The sequence below is a fragment of the Agrobacterium sp. 22-223-1 genome (assembly GCF_053522385.1).
In genome coordinates, this window is sequence record NZ_JBNWCN010000002.1 from 482,102 (window position 1) to 497,514 (window position 15,413).

12 protein-coding genes are annotated in these 15,413 nt (G+C 59.0%); 5 read left to right on the forward strand and 7 right to left on the reverse strand.

The annotated features are described in order from the left end of the window. Window positions 1–58: 58 nt before the first annotated feature. Both ACQZ60_RS14310 and ACQZ60_RS14315 read left to right on the forward strand, forming a co-directional pair. Window positions 59–367 carry a hypothetical protein gene (locus ACQZ60_RS14310; protein WP_448735481.1) on the forward strand — a complete coding sequence of 103 codons (309 nt, stop codon included), beginning with the start codon at window positions 59–61 and terminating at the stop codon, window positions 365–367. A 423-nt stretch (window positions 368–790) separates the two neighbouring features. Then, a complete protein-coding gene (locus ACQZ60_RS14315; RefSeq protein WP_448735482.1) occupies window positions 791–1,705 on the forward strand; it encodes a TIM barrel protein in 915 nt (304 codons plus the stop codon). A gap of 78 nt (window positions 1,706–1,783) precedes the next feature. Here ACQZ60_RS14315 and eglC read toward each other — a convergent pair whose 3' ends face one another. After that, window positions 1,784–3,181 (reverse strand): endo-1,3-1,4-beta-glycanase EglC, encoded by a 1,398-nt coding sequence (gene eglC / locus ACQZ60_RS14320; RefSeq protein ID WP_448735483.1) that lies wholly within the window; start codon window positions 3,179–3,181, stop codon window positions 1,784–1,786. Between the two features lie 276 nt (window positions 3,182–3,457). Between eglC and greA the strand changes: the two genes are divergently transcribed. Further along, the gene (gene greA, locus ACQZ60_RS14325; protein WP_137004952.1) at window positions 3,458–3,940 is read left to right on the forward strand and encodes a transcription elongation factor GreA; all 483 of its coding nucleotides are present in this window, start codon (window positions 3,458–3,460) and stop codon (window positions 3,938–3,940) included. 9 nt (window positions 3,941–3,949) lie between these two features. Here greA and ACQZ60_RS14330 read toward each other — a convergent pair whose 3' ends face one another. Further along, window positions 3,950–5,368, reverse strand: a complete 1,419-nt coding sequence (locus ACQZ60_RS14330; protein WP_448735484.1) for an O-antigen ligase family protein — start codon at window positions 5,366–5,368, stop codon at window positions 3,950–3,952. Between the two features lie 130 nt (window positions 5,369–5,498). Further along, on the reverse strand, window positions 5,499–6,836 hold the full coding sequence (locus ACQZ60_RS14335) for an SGNH/GDSL hydrolase family protein (RefSeq protein WP_020811761.1): 1,338 nt from the start codon (window positions 6,834–6,836) through the stop codon (window positions 5,499–5,501). A 384-nt stretch (window positions 6,837–7,220) separates the two neighbouring features. Here ACQZ60_RS14335 and ACQZ60_RS14340 point away from each other — a divergent pair, with 384 nt between their 5' ends. Next, complete coding sequence (locus ACQZ60_RS14340) at window positions 7,221–8,369, forward strand: glycosyltransferase family 4 protein (RefSeq protein ID WP_174057936.1); 1,149 nt, start codon at window positions 7,221–7,223, stop codon at window positions 8,367–8,369. A 55-nt stretch (window positions 8,370–8,424) separates the two neighbouring features. Beyond that, window positions 8,425–9,525: a glycosyltransferase family 4 protein gene (locus tag ACQZ60_RS14345; protein ID WP_174057935.1), complete on the forward strand. Its 1,101-nt coding sequence runs from the start codon at window positions 8,425–8,427 to the stop codon at window positions 9,523–9,525. Window positions 9,526–9,546: 21 nt separating this feature from the next. Here the strand turns inward: ACQZ60_RS14345 and ACQZ60_RS14350 are convergent, their stop codons facing one another. The 4 genes from ACQZ60_RS14350 to ACQZ60_RS14365 form a co-directional block, all read right to left on the reverse strand. Then, window positions 9,547–10,746 carry a glycosyltransferase family 4 protein gene (locus tag ACQZ60_RS14350; RefSeq protein ID WP_448735485.1) on the reverse strand — a complete coding sequence of 400 codons (1,200 nt, stop codon included), beginning with the start codon at window positions 10,744–10,746 and terminating at the stop codon, window positions 9,547–9,549. A gap of 56 nt (window positions 10,747–10,802) precedes the next feature. Further along, window positions 10,803–12,374 (reverse strand): O-antigen ligase family protein, encoded by a 1,572-nt coding sequence (locus ACQZ60_RS14355; protein WP_448735486.1) that lies wholly within the window; start codon window positions 12,372–12,374, stop codon window positions 10,803–10,805. A gap of 79 nt (window positions 12,375–12,453) precedes the next feature. Continuing rightward, a complete protein-coding gene (locus tag ACQZ60_RS14360; RefSeq protein ID WP_448735487.1) occupies window positions 12,454–13,131 on the reverse strand; it encodes a hypothetical protein in 678 nt (225 codons plus the stop codon). Then, on the reverse strand, window positions 13,118–15,376 hold the full coding sequence (locus tag ACQZ60_RS14365) for a polysaccharide biosynthesis tyrosine autokinase (protein WP_448735488.1): 2,259 nt from the start codon (window positions 15,374–15,376) through the stop codon (window positions 13,118–13,120). The genes ACQZ60_RS14360 and ACQZ60_RS14365 overlap by 14 nt, the downstream gene beginning before the upstream one ends. Window positions 15,377–15,413: the final 37 nt, after the last annotated feature.

Sequence of the window (15,413 nt, forward strand, 5' to 3'; positions counted from 1 at the left end):
TATTTTTATTGTGTGGAACATTATGATGCCCAATAGAGGTAAAGTGCGTAACAGGGGGATGTCATCGCAGCTTGTGGCGGTGAATTGCGTTTCCGGCGACGATACGCTTTCCGATGCGGAGAGCGTTGAGGACGAGCCGCGCCCGCTTCTGCGCAGCGACAGGCTCTACGTTGTCAGCGAGCCCGTTTCCCAGACATTGCCCACATCCGCCGTCGGCGATGATCGAGCCGGAAAAGAGGCGTCGGGCAGGACCGAGATTAGAAACAGGGTTGTCGATGCTGATATCAGGGCCGCAAAATGGGCCTGGGCGATATTGGCCATCGCGCATTGCTGGCTGATCTATTTCATGGTGCACAATCTCGGCTAGCACCTCCCGCCGGAAGACATCCGGTTTCAACCCGCTAGCGCGCAGGCCCTTCGCCGCAATTTGCGGCCATTTCGCCGTTTGAGCGGACCCGAGCGTCCGCAACCTGACATTCCGACAGCCTCCCGCGCACTTCTTCATGCTGCCGCCTGTCCAGCCGCGAAGGCTCGCTCTCCCTGCTGTTTGCCTGCGGAAATGTCATAAAGCTGTAAATGAAGAAACTTAATTGAGTGATCGGTTTCAACGGAAACGGATCACCATGTCCCGGTCGCTTTTTACCGACACGGAGGCGACCTCGGACTTTCTTACGACATCGCATCGCCCGGGATAGACGACGTCAATATCGACCGCCCGGACCTGTTTGAAGTGGCGTCGCATGTGCGGCGCCCGAACTCCCATGACCTTTCTAGCCCTGGAGATGACGAAGTGAGCAATCTTATAGGTACCGGCTTCAACGCCGGCTCGGATGATGGCGAACTGGCCACCCTCGAAAACGATCTGCGCGCGCTTGCCGAAATTGGCTGCGATACCGTGGAAATCGCCGCAACAAGCCTCGACATGATCGCCGGCGGCCGGATCATCGAGGAGCGCGCCGACCGTTTCGTGTCGCTCGCAAAGCAGTTCGACTTCCGCTACACGGTGCACGGTCTCGTCTCTTCGAATTTCATGGATCCGGTGACATGCCGTTACCAGATCGATGCGGCCAAGGCGCTTGCCGTTCTATGCGAGCGTATCGGTGCGGGCATTCTCGTCCAGCATAGCGGCGCGCTGCGTGCCGACCAGATCGCCGAACGGGCCGATGCCGACAGCCGCGAGCGGGAAGCGCTTTTCGAGCTGGCGGAGTTCTGCCGGCCCTATGGCGTGCGCATCGCCCTCGAGAATATCTTCTCCACCGAACCCGGCCAATATCGCCAGACGCCGGCCGAAGTGGCAGCGACCGTGAAGGCTGTCGGTCACGACAATCTCGTTGCGCTGATCGACTTCAGCCATGCCTATCTCGAATCCACCTATCGTGGCCTCGATTTCCGCGATGAGCTTCGCGCCATGGCGCCGGTTGCCGGCCATCTGCATGTGCACGATTCCTTCGGCCGCCCGCAGGGCTTCTATCAGCCCTATTTCCCGCAGGAAAACACAGCACTCGGCATCGGCGATCTGCACATGCCGCTCGGCTGGGGCGATATCGACTGGCAGGATATCTTCTCGGAACTTTCTTTCCTGCCCGATACCGTGCTGATGATGGAAATCGGCCGCCGTTATCGCGCCGAGCAGCCGGCAAGCCTCGAAACGGCGCGGCACCTGATCTCGCTAAATAGCGCCCGCACCCAGCTCGCGGCCGAGTGATGGGCCTGAACAGGGTGTAAGCCGAGAGGCTGATGTTTGAAACACCGGCAGTCCCGATGCGACTGCCGGTGTTTTAATTCATGCGGCCCAGTCGGAGAGCGAATAGGCCCTGATATAATCGATCATCATCTGCGAGCCGTCGCTGAAATCAGCGTCCGATGGCGTTCCTGCCGTGCCGCCGACGGCAAGGTTGACGACCATATACATGGGGTCATGCATATCATCAGGCGTATCCGTCTGCGCCACGGCGACATCGTCGAAATACCAGGTTATGTGCTCGGCATCCCACAACAGGCCGTAAGTGTGAAATCCTTCGGTGCTCGGCACGCTGACATTGTTGATGACCGAGGTCTGTTCACCGGTGGCGTTGGAATGGGCGGACATGATGAGCGTATTAGGGTTCTGACCGCGCATTTCGATGACATCGAGTTCCGGCGGCCAGGAGCCGTCTTCGGGCAGGAGCCAGAAGGCGGGCCAGGCGCCCCGGTCGGTCGGCATATCGGCGCGGATTTCGAAATAGCCATAGGTCTGGCTGAAGGAGGAATAGGTGTTCAGCATCCCCGAGGTGTAATCATACCCCTCGACCTCGTCGGCAATCGACTGCGGGGTCTCCTCGGCGGTAATGGTCAGGACGCCGTTCTCGACGCTGAAAGGGTTGACCTCCGATGTGCCGGCATAGGCCGGGTTGATATACCATTGCGCCTCGCCATTCGTCGTCAGCGAGCTTCCCTTTTCCGGCGCCCACCAATATTTGGCGTCCCAGGTGCCCTGATCGCCGCTGCGCAGCGACAGCGTATCGAATTCATCGGCAAAGGTCTGGGTGAGGGACGATCGGTCGAGGCTGAGTTCGAACTGGTCGGCCTCAAGGTCGTCCATGGTCGTTCCAGCAAGAACGATGGCCTCGCCATTGGAAAAATTGAGCCACAGGTCGCTGCCTTGCTGCGTGGCGCTGCCGACAAGCTGGTCGAAAGATGTGATGCCGTAGCCATTGAGCCGGATCGTGTCATTGGCGCTGAAATCCGTGATGAGATCGGTGCCGTTGCCGCTCGTGAAAACAAAGGTGTCGGCCCCGCCGCCACCGATCAGCACGTCGTTACCGGCCCCGCCATCGATGGTCTGGCTGCCCGACCCGCCGGTGATGATATTGTCGAGCGAATTGCCGAAGGCATAACGCCCGTCACCCGTCACACGCAGATTCTCGAAATTGTCGGGCAGGGTGTAACTCATCCAGGTATCGATGGTATCGATACCTTCCCCGGCATTTTCGGCGGCGCGATTGATGCTGGAATAGAGATAATAAATATCGTCGCCCGTGCCGCCCGCCATGGTCACGTTGACGGAACTGTCGCCCCACATGGAATCATTGCCTGCGGTGCCGGTAAGCAGCGGGCCGGAACCCGTGGCGGAGAAAAATCCCGTGGAACTGCCGCTGTAATAGAGTGTGTCTCCAAGCGCATTCACTACTGTCCGGGCCATGAACCGTCTCCTGTCCGTTAGCGTTGGTGTCTCACTCCTCCTGCTGCACACTCTAACAGGGCAAAAAGCCTCCTGTTAGGCCGAAATATGAGGGGTATGTTCCGTTGCGGTTGCATTCAGCTGTTGAACGGGCGCGTTGTCATGACCCGCTTCCGCCTGTTACATATTCGTTTTTGAACCGGCGCAGCGCGGTCTTGCGGTGCCCCTGCGCGCGATGGCAGAATTGGGGCGGATCGCAGATATGTCGCGGGGCATCTCGGGAATGGAGTGTCAGGATTGAGCGTAGCCTTTACCAAGGAAGACAGTGCGGAAACCGCAGCCGAAACCGTTCTGCCGGATCGGGTAATCTCGCCTCATCCCAATCTGGTAACGCAGTCCGGGCTGAAGGCGCTGGAAGAGCAGTTGCGGCTGGCGCGCGAAGCCTGTGAGGCGGCCAATGCCATTGAAGACATCAATGAAAGACGGCGCATTTCCGCCAGCCCGCTACGCGATTTGCGATATTTCTCCGAGCGGGTCCGCACCGCGCAATTGATGCCTGATCCGCCAGCGGATGGCGTCGTCGCTTTCGGCAGCCTGGTGACGTTCAGCCGCGATGACGGGCGAACGCAACGGTTCCGGATCGTCGGCGAAGATGAAGCCGATCCCGCTGCGGGAACGATGTCCTATGTTTCCCCGGTTGCAAGGGTGCTGATGGGAAAAGCGGCCGGCGATCTCGTCAGTTTGGGCGGGAGGGAGATCGAGATCGTCGACGTCGCCTGAAGCGTTCGGTCAGAACACAGGTGGACTTAGACCCGGCCTGTTTCCGATGAGGCTTCCTTCTTCCTGGTTGCGCGCATTGTCTGCCGTGCCCAGCATCCGCATCATCGTGTTTTTCAGGAAAAGCCTGAAGTCCAGATCAATGGCGGCATAGGCAAGCGCAAGTCCCACATGGGCCATGAAGACGGGGTTGAAATTCAGCTCTTCAAATTGATAGCCGATAATGACGCCGATTGCCGAATAGGTGAAAAAGCCGATTTTGCGTTTCCGGAAAATTGCATAAAAAAGCGCGAAGGCGCTCATGATGCAAAATCCCAACCCGGACGCATAGGCGGTGGCCATAAAACCATTATGTGGCGTCCCGATCCTCGATATCTGCGCAAGCTCTTCGTATCGTGCGGTAAATCCTATGCCCAAGGGATGCTGGAACATGACCTGAAAACCGCCGGTGATCGTCTCCCACCGCTCATGCAAGTTGTTGCTGCTATTGCTGTCCTCGAGAAAACGTTTCGAAAAGGCCTGTTCCGCAAAATCGAAAGCGCCGAGCGGCAAAACGGCGGCGATGACGAGGGCGCTCAAGGCAAAACCGAAATAGGTGCTGAGCAGCATTTTGATCGAAAAATTCCGGACGTAGAAATAGAGCCCGATGGCGAGGACGGCAAACACCCCCGACCGGTTAAGCGTAAGGGTAAAGCTGGCAAGATATGCGAGCAGAAACACGGCAAACAGCGCGGGGCGCCTGTGGCGTTCGGCGACATGGGCTGCCGCCGCTCCGGCCAGCGCGAAGGCCGGTCCAGCCGTGTTGCCGACGGGCCAGATGCCGCCTGCCTTTTCGACGCGTAAAAGCAGCGGGGTTATCTCACCTTTCGCCGCAAGCTCCAGCACGCCCGCCTCATCGAACATGAAGGACAATCCGAGGGAGGCGAGCTGGTCATGGATGACGATGTCCAGGAAAAGCAGGATCGTCACCGCTATGAAGCCCGCAAATATGCCCCAGCAGAACAGTTCGAGCAGGTTTTCCTTGAACAGCAGATAGGCAAAGAACAGAAAATAGACCGCATAAAAATAGGTCATCGCCGTTGTATAAAATTCGCCATCGCCGCGCGCGTCGGCAAAGAGCGTCGTGAGGATAAACAGCACCGTCAGCGGGAGAAGATAAAACAGGATGATCGACGGCGTCAGGCAGCGAATGTAAAGCAGCGCGATGACGGGCAGCGTCATCAGCACCAGCATGTCGGTAATATTGAGGAAACGCAGGCCAATATTGCTGGTCGCCACATTGCATTGAATGAAGAAACCAATGGCGAAAACGAATATCGCGAGAAAGATGCCGGGAATATTGATTATTTTTGAAGGGTAAAGCGGCATTGCCAAAACAAAACCCGGTATAGCGGGCTGGCGCAATGCCGCATGATTTGCTGGTCTTTTCATCCGCGGTTTCTATCTTTTGTGGGCGGATTTCGACTGTCCACAGGACAGCGCTACCGCGCGGCAATCAATATAATATGGCGACCACTATTGGGCTCGATGATGTCGCCGCGCAAGATATTTTATCGTTTCGTCACGAGATCAGATTGCCTCTCGGTAAATCCCCTTCGACGGCGATGACGCGCTGAATGTGAACCGGTTCATTCGAGGTGGGCGCGCTGGTCCCGAATGCCGGAAGGATTCGCAGATAGAAATTATACCCCGCCGGGTTGATATCGGGGTCTATGGCGACCCCGTTGGCTATCGCCCACATCCAACCGCTATTGCCGGCGATGTTGGCACCTCCGAATTGCAGGGCGGAACAAGCGATTGTCCGGACTGAGCCGCCGCTTTTCGTAACCAGCGTTATGTAGGGCAGACGCTGCTTCTCGTTGTTCTTGTAAAGCACAGCGAAAGAAACGGTCCTGCCTATCATCGCTATGGCTTCCGCATTGCGGAAATTGCGCGTAAGCCCGGCGATCTGGCTGCCATTTGGAGAGAGGGCGAGGCTGCTTGCGAAGGACGGGGAGAAGATGATGTCGGTGGCTTTGGTGGCGGAGCCTGGTGAAGTCATTCCCCAGCCCGTCGGAACGGAACCAGTCCAATCGGAGAAATCGCCATTGCCGATGAGATTGGCGGCAGGCAGCTTTGGCCAGCAAGGTGTCTGGAAGTTGTTATCGCCTGCCGATCCTAGATAGGAATCGAACAGGGTCCGGGCAATCAGCCGGGAGCCCGCATCGTTCGGGTGAACATTGTCCCGATAAAGCGCGGCGTCCTTGCCCTTCGCCAGAAATGCAGCATGCGTATCCACCAGCGTGAGGTTCGGATGGGATCGGGCCAGGTCGAGGATCGCCTGATAGACCTTGTCGTAACCCGTCCCATCCCGCCACGGGTTCTGGGTGGTGATGAGTTGTGGAGCATTTGGCCACTGCCATTCGGTCATTCCCAGCGGTCCGAGCAGGGTGGATCGTCCGGAGCTCAAAATGCCGCCGGGCGCTTCGAAGGTCTGCATATTGTGGCCATGATGCATGATGCAGAGATCGGGGCGGGTAATCTTCAGCGCTGCTGCGCGCTGTTCCGCAAGCATGTAACCCGCCATACCGCCGGGCAACGTCGCAAGATAGAGCGTCAGCGTCGCCCCCTTGCCGGCACGCAGCGTGACTGGGGCGGCATAGGTTTTTGGCCCGGTGGCGGCGCTCGTCTCCCATTCCGCCCAACGGTATAACACAACAGTCGTATCGTGAAGATCGCCGAGCATCATCGCAAATTGCTGAAATGGTCCGGCTTCGGCATGGGCGGTGCTGTCGCCGTTCACGAAGATCGTGGCATTCTGGCCGGCCGCCAGACGGGCCCGCAGGGGCGAGAACGCGGTCAGGGAAAAACCGATGCCACCCATGTTTCGGGGACGTATGCCGAGCGTCAAACCGATCATGCGGCCACCTCTTCCGTTCGCGCCGTATATATGCATATGTTGTGTTCGGGCGGTGTCATCGTTCGTTCTCCTGGTCTGGCTTCAGAATAATTCCGCCACGAGGACCGGGGAAAAAATGCCGGGAGCGAAACAGAAAACAGCGCATGAAAACGAGCGTCATGAATTTTTCTTTGATCTCGCTTGAAGCGTAAAAATAGAATACTATTCTAATTATTATTGTTGAATTTTATTGCGAATAAAGGTTTTGATGCTGGTGTTTTTATCTAGCGATATGCGTTTCCACGCAGCTTTCAGGCAGGTCCGTTCTTTCCGCCGGCCTGCTCGTCATGCCCGCAATTATAGACAGATGCGTCGTGGGTCCTCTCATCCGGCAGGGGAGATGTCATGACATCCGCTCTTTTCGTCAGCCATACCGGAGAGAAGGGCGGCGCCGAACTTTTTCTGACGGACCTCGTCAAGGCGGGCCCACACTCCTGGCGTGCCTGTTTTCTCAGTGGCGGTGCGGCCGCAGACGATCTCGTTGATGCGGGGCGAGCTCCGATCATGCTGTCCGCTGGAGAAAAAATGCTGTCGATCCGCCGAAATGCGTCCTTCGGGACCCTGTTGCGCGGAGCGGCCGATGTGATGGCGGTTGCCTGGCAATTGAGCCGGGAGGCGAGGCGCTATGATGTGATCTGCGCCAACTCGCAAAAGGCGCTTTTCGTCTGTGCCTTGGCCGCGAAGCTCAGCCGTCGGCCGCTCGTCTGGATTTTACACGATATCGTCACCGATCCGGCTTTCAGCGCCACCAATCGCCGCGCCTCGCTGGCATTTGCGCGCCTTTTCGCCAGGTTGGTGGCTGTCAATTCCGAAGAGACGGGCCGGGCTTTCATCGAGGCCGGCGGCGAGGCTGATAAGGTTCGCATCGTTTACAATGGCTTCGACCCTGCGAAAGCAAGGGTTTACGAGCCTGGCGCCGCCGCGCGGCTGCGTGCGGAACTGGGCCTTGGTCCGCAACCGCTTGTCGGCCTTTTTGGCCGGCTGAGCGAATGGAAGGGACAGCATGTGTTTCTGGACGCGATTGCGGCGATGGAGGGCGTGCAGGCGGTCATCGTCGGCGGTGCGCTCTTCGGGCAGGAGGCCTATGAGGCGCGCATCCGCGAACAGGCGTCCCGTCTCGGTCTCGACGGTCGCGTCCGTTTCCTCGGTTTCCGCCCGGATGTGCCGGAACTGATGTCGGCGATGGATGTGGTTGCTCATACCTCGATTGTTGCCGAGCCCTTCGGCCGGGTGGTGGTGGAGGCCATGATGTGCGGGCGTCCGGTTGTCGCCACGCGCGGCGGCGGTGTTACCGAGATCATCCGTGACGGCGAAACCGGCCTTCTTGTGCCGCCGGGGGATGCATCGGCGCTGGCGGCGGCGATCGGCTGTGTCCTGTCGCAACCGGCTCTGGCGGAAAGGCTGGCGCAAAAGGGGCGGGAGGATGTGAGCCAGCGTTTCTCGCTGGAGGAAACCTGCCGCTCCGTTTCCGCGCTGCTGACGGAGGCGGCGTGAGGTTTCGCCCGGCGATCAACAGGAACAGGCAATGCCGGCAGGCGGAAGGGCCAGGATGCGCATTCTCGTAAACATGCCGAGCCAATATGGCGGCAAGGCCTCCGGTGTGGCCCGCGTGACCTTCAGCCTGCTGGAGCGGTTGCTGGAACAGACGGGTGACGATTATGTACTGCGTTCTCCCTGGACGCGGGCGCAACTGCCTGAAAACCTGCGCGACAGCCGGTTGCAGCTCATCGAGACTCCGCGGCCGCGCGTCATGGTTTTCGATGTGGTGCGTCAGGCTGCGATGCTGCCCGCGCTCTGCCGCCGGCACGGTATCGATGTGCTGTTTAATGCCGATCCTTTCGGAAGTCCCCTCGGCGGCAAACGGCGTCTCACCCTTGTTCATGATCTTTATTTCAAAACCATTCCCGAACAGATCGGCTGGCGGGCGACCCTGACGACCGATTTCATCTTCAAGCTGATGATGGCCGGTTCGGATCGGGTCATCTGCGTATCCGAAGCGACGCGGAAGGATCTTGGACGTTTCTATCCCGCCGCTGCCGATAAGAGCCTTACCATTCATTCCGACAGCACGCTGAATGTCGATCCCGGGGCTTTCGACACGGTGCCGCCTGTTCCCGGACGCTACATACTCGCGGTCGGAAACGCGACGTCCAATAAGAATTTCGCTCTCCTGGGCAAAGCCTTTGCCATACTCGGTAAAAAATGGCTGGATTTGCGCATCGTGCATGTTGGCCGCGACGAGGCGGAGGAAATCGCCGGCGCGCTGGATGATCCGGAATTGAAGGCCCGGCTGATCCGGCTTTCCGGCATAGATGACCGGCAACTGGCCGAACTTTACCGTCACGCAGCCTGCCTTTGCGTCCCCTCCACCTATGAAGGCTTCTGCCTGCCGGTGCTGGAAGCGCAGCAGCTGGGATGCCCGGTCGTCTGCTCCAATCGTTCGGCAACACCGGAGATTGCCGGCGAAGGCGCCCTGACTTTCGATCCAGCGGATGCTCAAAGCCTTCTCGACACGCTTGAGCGACTTTTGGACAATCCGGAACTGGCAGAAAATCTCCGCCAGGCGGGTTATGAAAACCGCAAATTATATTCGTGGCGGAAGGCGGCGGAGAGCTACGCGCGGCTTTTCAAGCAAGGAGCCGCAGCCTGAGGAGGGACGCTGTCGTCACGGTCATGCGGTCTTGCACACATCCGCATAGAGCTTTTCATAGGCCGCGACGACCCCTTCAGGCTCAACGCCTTGGCGAATTCTCTCCCGGGTTTCAGGTGTTTCCGCAAGCATGGCGGGATTGCGCATCGCCTCTGCCATGCGCGCGGCCAGTTCGGCGGCATTGTCCGGGGCGAACAGGCGTTCCGGCCTGTCCGCGCCGATCTGTTCGGCAACACCCGCAAGATTTGCGCCGATGACGGGTACGCCGCGCAGAATGGCTTCAGCGACGGTGCGGCCGAAGGCCTCCGGCCATAGGGGCGGTACGATGAGGCAATCTATGCCGGCGAAGAAACGATCGGCCTCCACATAGCCCGGAAATTCGACCGGCAGGCCGGCTGCCTTTTGCTGATAGGTCTCGATACCATCCGGCGCGCGGCCTGCCATGACAGCCCGCCAGCCCTGCGGTGGCAAAAGCCGCAACGCTTCTATCAGCAAGTCAGCCCCTTTCGCCGCTTCGATGCGGCCCAGATAGCCGAAAACCAGCGGCTCGCCGGGCGTGCGGGGAATGTGCGGTTCTGGCGAATCTGGCGGTGAGATGGCGTTCCAGATCGCCGTGCGGCGGTTTTCGGGAACATGGGTGAAAAAGCCGGCCCGCACATGGCGTTCGACGATATCGCGACCGACGCCGGCGACAGCATCGACCGCGCATTGGCAACGCCGGTGGAGATAAGAAAAGGCACGGCATTTTTTGCTGCTGCCATCGCAGATATGCCCGTCATGAAACAGGGAGCCATTGGTGCACATGCTCGTGAAATCATGCAGCGAATGAACCAGCGGAACGCCGCGCCTGCGGATCATCGGCCAGATCAGCGGCGTCAGTTCCGATAGCGAATGGGTATTGACCACGTCCGGCCGGAAATCATCGATGACACGCGCAAGCCGGCGAACGAGGCGCGGATCCAGTTGCACGACGATTTTGTAATATTTTCGCTTCCATTCCGGTTGTTGCCCCCAGTCGCCGATAAAGAACGGCGTGGTATGCCCGAGACGGTGAATGGTGAAACCGTCTCGTTGTTGTGCTGCCTGCTCTTCACGGGAGATGGCGGCCACTGCGACCGTGTGCCCCTTATCGGCAAGTCCGCGCGCAAGGTCTTCCACGAATATTTCCGCACCGCCCACCCGATCCGGAGAAAACAGCGAGGTTACTTGCAATATCCGCATGCTCAAATTCCTGCGCCTTTAAGATCACGAAACCTGTTTTGCATCCGCGAGATCCGTTATTGCAGACGAAGCGGCGTTTGTACTGTCTGGTCTGAATGGCCCGGCGCCGGCATTGCAGCGTCTTCCGGAAATTGTCTCCGCCTTTTGCGACCCTCCCGCTCCATTCCGGGCGGGTTCAGGCAAAGCGTGACGACCGGGGCGAGGAAAACGGCATAGGCCATGGCAAAGCCCGGAATCTGCAGCGAAAAATCAAGCGTCGAATGCAGCAGGACGAGCAGCAGCGCGGCAAGGCCGAGATGAGAGGCATAACGATAATTTCTGCGCTTCAGTGCCCCGCGAACGAAAATCACCAGTTGGATGAGCACAAAAAAAGCGAGGTAAAACGGGAAGGCCGCACCGAGTGTCAGCAATCCCTCCGCGTAGACATTGTGGGCATGGGTGACGACGGCGTCCACCCCGCATCGCGCCACATGATAGGGCGCATAGATTTCCGTAAAGCTTGCAAGGCCCGACCCCTGCGGCCAATTGTCGGCGATGGCGCGGGCGATGCCCGGCATGTAGCAGAAGCGCATATCGTCTTCCAAACGCGTTTCCATGCGAAGCGCCACCCGGTTGGCGAAAAGCGCGAAGAGGGCGATGGCGATTGCGATCAGGAGCGCGGCACGACGTCTCGTCCCGCGCTGCCTGCGCCGGCTGGAGGCCCCATTGCGGCCGGTTCTGGCGGGAGAGTTGAACACAATCAGCAGGATCAGCAAAATCAGCGCTACGAGGCTTGAGCCGATGCCGGCACGCGATCCCGTCAACATCAACGCGATGAAACAAAAGCCCGCGAGGACGCTGAGAAAAGCGGCCCTGCGGATGAGCTGTTTCTGCTCTGCCGGCACGGTCAGGCGATTTGCCACGAGCGCCTTTACCCTGGCCCAATCCGGAGCGAGGAGGCTTTTGTGCAATAATGCGGCGAGCGTGAGAAGAATGAGACCGAAGAAGGTCGCGGCGGTATTGCGGTTGACAAAAAGGCCGGTGAGGCTGCCGAGGTAGAAACGCTTCTGGATGAAGCCGAGAGCTTCGGGGAAAAGCACGAATTGCACGATGGAAAACAGCGCGAGCCAGCCACCAGCGATTGCGAACCATCGCAGCGTCTTCGCCGCACGCTCGTCGCTGTCGAAAAGCACGAGGCCGGCCATGAAGGCGCCGAAGGGCAGGGCGGCGCTCATGAGGCCGAGCCGGTCATCGGCCGGCGTCAGTGAGATTGTGGCGGCTGGCGCATTCTGCATGAACATGGCGGCGGTGGACCATGCCGGGTTGGCGCGCGCGATGCCGGGTATGGAGAAGGCCTGCAACAGCACCTGAACGATGAGCGCTCCCAATAAAAGGCAGGCTGCCGCGAATACCTTGCCCGCACTGGCCTTCGGAGGTCCGAACAGGAGGATCGCTGGCACCAGCAGGAGATAGATCGCGGCCGTGACGACGATGCGACTTTCTATTTCCGTTGCGCCCCTATTGAGAAGCGCCAGCAGAAATATTGCCCAGAATGCGACTATTGCGATCGGCCGAACATAGTCCCGAACCGCCACCAGTGGGGGCTGCGAGGAGGAGAGCGGTTCTGATCGGGCTTCGGTGAGCGACATATCTTTGGGCTTTGTCGGAATTGTTTGTGGTGGCTATGCCGCGAATATCGACGAGGCTCAGCCGTTTCATCGTTTCAGATCATGACAGCGGCGCAGGGCGTTTTGTGTCTGCCGGCGGTGGCTTTGGGCAGACTTCCGCCAGAGTCCATCGCAGGATTTCTCCCTGCCTGCCGCAGACGACGGCCGTATCCGCCTCGCGGGACGCCTCGGCCTCGGGCAAGGTGTTCTTCGGAAATTGCTGCCACATCACGAAACGCCCACGGATCAGATTGGCATCGGCAGGCCCATAGAGCTGGGAGAAGTTCATCAGCACGGCGACTTCCATGGGCGAGGCGTTGCGTAGCGAACGAACCATGGCAAGACGCAGCCAGACATCGCCATTTGCGGGAAAACAAGAGAGCGAATGGCGAATAAAGGTCTCGGCAAAACCGAGACGCGCCGCGCCGGAATCGGGTGTCGGATCGACGCCATTTGCATCGAGATCGGCCAGAACGAGCCTTAGTCCGGCTTTGACGATATCCGAACGGCAGATTTTCTCGGTGACGATGGGCTGGAGTTCAGGGACCGTTTCCGCAAGGAGATCAGGCGCGAGGCCATTATTGTCGTCGGCGATCCGCGCCAATGCGACAATATCGGAAAAACGCCGGCTTTGCGAAAAGGCCTGCGCGGCGACGGACAGGACAAAGATGGAAATGACGAGGACCGGTACGACCGCGAGGATTTTCCGCAGGCGCATCACGCCGTCACGCCTGGTCATGGTAATATCGTGTATAGCGCGAATGATAATATTCGCTCGAACCATAGGCGCGATAAAGCTTCAGCTTTTCGGTGTCCACCTTGTTGAGGACGACGCCGAGGCATTTCTTGCGGATATGAACCTCGTTCTCCACCGTGTTCCGCACTGCCCTGCGGGCGGTTTTGCCCCATTCGGTGACGAAGATAAAACCGTCGATCCGCCCCGCCATGGCGCGGGCATCGACCACCGGCCCGAGCGGGGGCAGGTCAACGATGATATAGTCGAAAGCGTTGCTCGCTTCGGCCAGCAGCTTGTGCATCTGCGCCGAGGTCAGCAGTTCGGAGGAATGAGGGACACGCTGTTTGACCACCGTGGGCAGGAAAGCGAGCCGTGTCTTTTCGTCACGAAGCAGCACATCCTGCACGCTGCGGCCTTCCAACAATACTTCGAGCAGACCCTCGCTCGCGTGACGCGCCATGGCGCGTGTGGCGCCGGGATTGCGAATATCGGCATCCAGCAACAGGACCCGCGCACCCTGCCCGGCAAGCAACTGCGCCAGGTTGATGGAAATCGTGGATTTCCCTTCGCTCGGCAAGGCTGAGACGACACCGACAATGCGCGCTCCGCTTTTGGCGGGAATACCGAGATCGATGGCAAGCCTGGTGCTGCGCAGGGTTTCGGCGAAAGAGGAGAGCGGATGGTCGACCGCGTAGCGCGCAACGCTGGTGGGGCGCGTCAGGGCCGGATGGCCGCCTTCCTGATCTTCTATTACGGCCTTGTTCTGGATGAGCGGGGTATTGCCGAGGAATTCCAGCCCGAGAACATCGCGAACCTGTTCGCCAGTGCGGAAAAACCGGTCGCGGAATTCGCGGAACATGGCGATACCGCCACCGGCCGCAGCACCCATGATCATGAACAGGGCCAAAATGATGGGCTTGTTCGGCTTGCTCGGAATTCTGGGCGGCATCGCCTTGGAAATCACGCGCGCTTCCGTCACGGGGAAGGATTGCTGCTGCATCGCTTCCTGATATCGCTGCAGGAAGGTCTGGTACATGTTCTTGTAGGTTTCGGCCTCGCGCTGCAGTTCGCGCAGCTGAACCTGTGTCTCGCTGGCAGAGTTGCTGATGTCGGTCGCCTTGGCGACACTTTCGGCGAGCGACTTTTCCCTCGCTTCCGAGACTTCCAGATCGCTTTTGTAACTTTGCGCGATGCGGCTGATTTCCTGGAACATCAACCGTCGGTATTCCTGCATTTCATTGCGCAGACGCACCGCCTGAATGTGGTTGCTGCTGAGCCTGCTGGTAATTTCCGCCTCAGTCTTGGAGGCTTCGAGATATTTTTTGCGCAGATCGTTGGCGACCGAGCTGTCGAGAATATCGGTAACGACCGCATCGACATCGTCGGTGGCGAGAATATGTTCGATGCGTTGCACCCGCGCCCGCGCCCTGGCCGTTTCCGACTGCGCCAAAATCAGCGCGCTGTTGGATTCCGCCAACTGCTGATCGGAGAGCAGGCCGTCATTGCCGGTCGAGATCAGATTATGTTCGGCGCGAAACTTCTGCACGGCCAGATCGGTTTCGAGCGCCCGCTGGCGCAGCTCGGCAATACGGTCGGACAACCAGTCGCTGGCCCGCCGCGTCGCCTCGTATTTGGAATTCAGCTTGTCCACCAGATAGGCCGAGGCCACGGCATTGACGATCTGCGCGGCGAGAACCGGCGATGTCGAATTATAGGTGAGTTCCAGCGCATATGTCCGGCCGATGCGCTTGACGCTGAGGCCGTTGAGCAGCTGGTCCGACAGCGATCTCTTCAGGGTTCCATCGTCAACCACCGCCTCTTTTTTCTTCGTTGGCGAGAACCATTGCGAAACATTGACGAGTGAGCGGATGGTGCCGAATATCGAGCTTAGAAGTGATGCGCGTGTTGCCCTGAATTCCTGATTTTCCGTGAGGTTGAGACTATCGACAACGGCAAGCCCGATGGTTTCCGATTGCAGAACCTCGACCTGGCTGAGAATGGAAGCTTCATCCTCTATGACGCCACCGATCGTCGAAAGCTGTTCGACAATCTGGCTGTTGTTGCGGTCGATCAGCAGCGTCGCCGTCGCCGAATAGATCGGAACGGCCGTTGCGGCAAAGGCGAGGCCGATTGCCCCGGCGACTGCGACGGCGGCAAGCACGATGCGCCACTGCCGGCGGATCATCGCAAGAACGGCGTCGATATCGATAAATTCGGCCGTCAGCCCGTTTTTATCGTAGTCAGCCATCGTCAGGGGATCGTGCCTTTGTAACAACTGTCAGCCT

Coding starts and splice junctions, on each gene's coding strand:
- ACQZ60_RS14360 (WP_448735487.1), bottom strand. CDS start 13,131: ATGACCAGGCGTGACGGCGTGATGCGCCTGCGGAAAATCCTCGCGGTC.
- ACQZ60_RS14345 (WP_174057935.1), top strand. CDS start 8,425: ATGCGCATTCTCGTAAACATGCCGAGCCAATATGGCGGCAAGGCCTCC.
- ACQZ60_RS14355 (WP_448735486.1), bottom strand. CDS start 12,374: ATGTCGCTCACCGAAGCCCGATCAGAACCGCTCTCCTCCTCGCAGCCC.
- ACQZ60_RS14365 (WP_448735488.1), bottom strand. CDS start 15,376: ATGGCTGACTACGATAAAAACGGGCTGACGGCCGAATTTATCGATATC.
- ACQZ60_RS14350 (WP_448735485.1), bottom strand. CDS start 10,746: ATGCGGATATTGCAAGTAACCTCGCTGTTTTCTCCGGATCGGGTGGGC.
- ACQZ60_RS14335 (WP_020811761.1), bottom strand. CDS start 6,836: ATGATCGGTTTGACGCTCGGCATACGTCCCCGAAACATGGGTGGCATC.
- ACQZ60_RS14310 (WP_448735481.1), top strand. CDS start 59: ATGTCATCGCAGCTTGTGGCGGTGAATTGCGTTTCCGGCGACGATACG.
- ACQZ60_RS14330 (WP_448735484.1), bottom strand. CDS start 5,368: ATGAAAAGACCAGCAAATCATGCGGCATTGCGCCAGCCCGCTATACCG.
- ACQZ60_RS14340 (WP_174057936.1), top strand. CDS start 7,221: ATGACATCCGCTCTTTTCGTCAGCCATACCGGAGAGAAGGGCGGCGCC.
- eglC (WP_448735483.1), bottom strand. CDS start 3,181: ATGGCCCGGACAGTAGTGAATGCGCTTGGAGACACACTCTATTACAGC.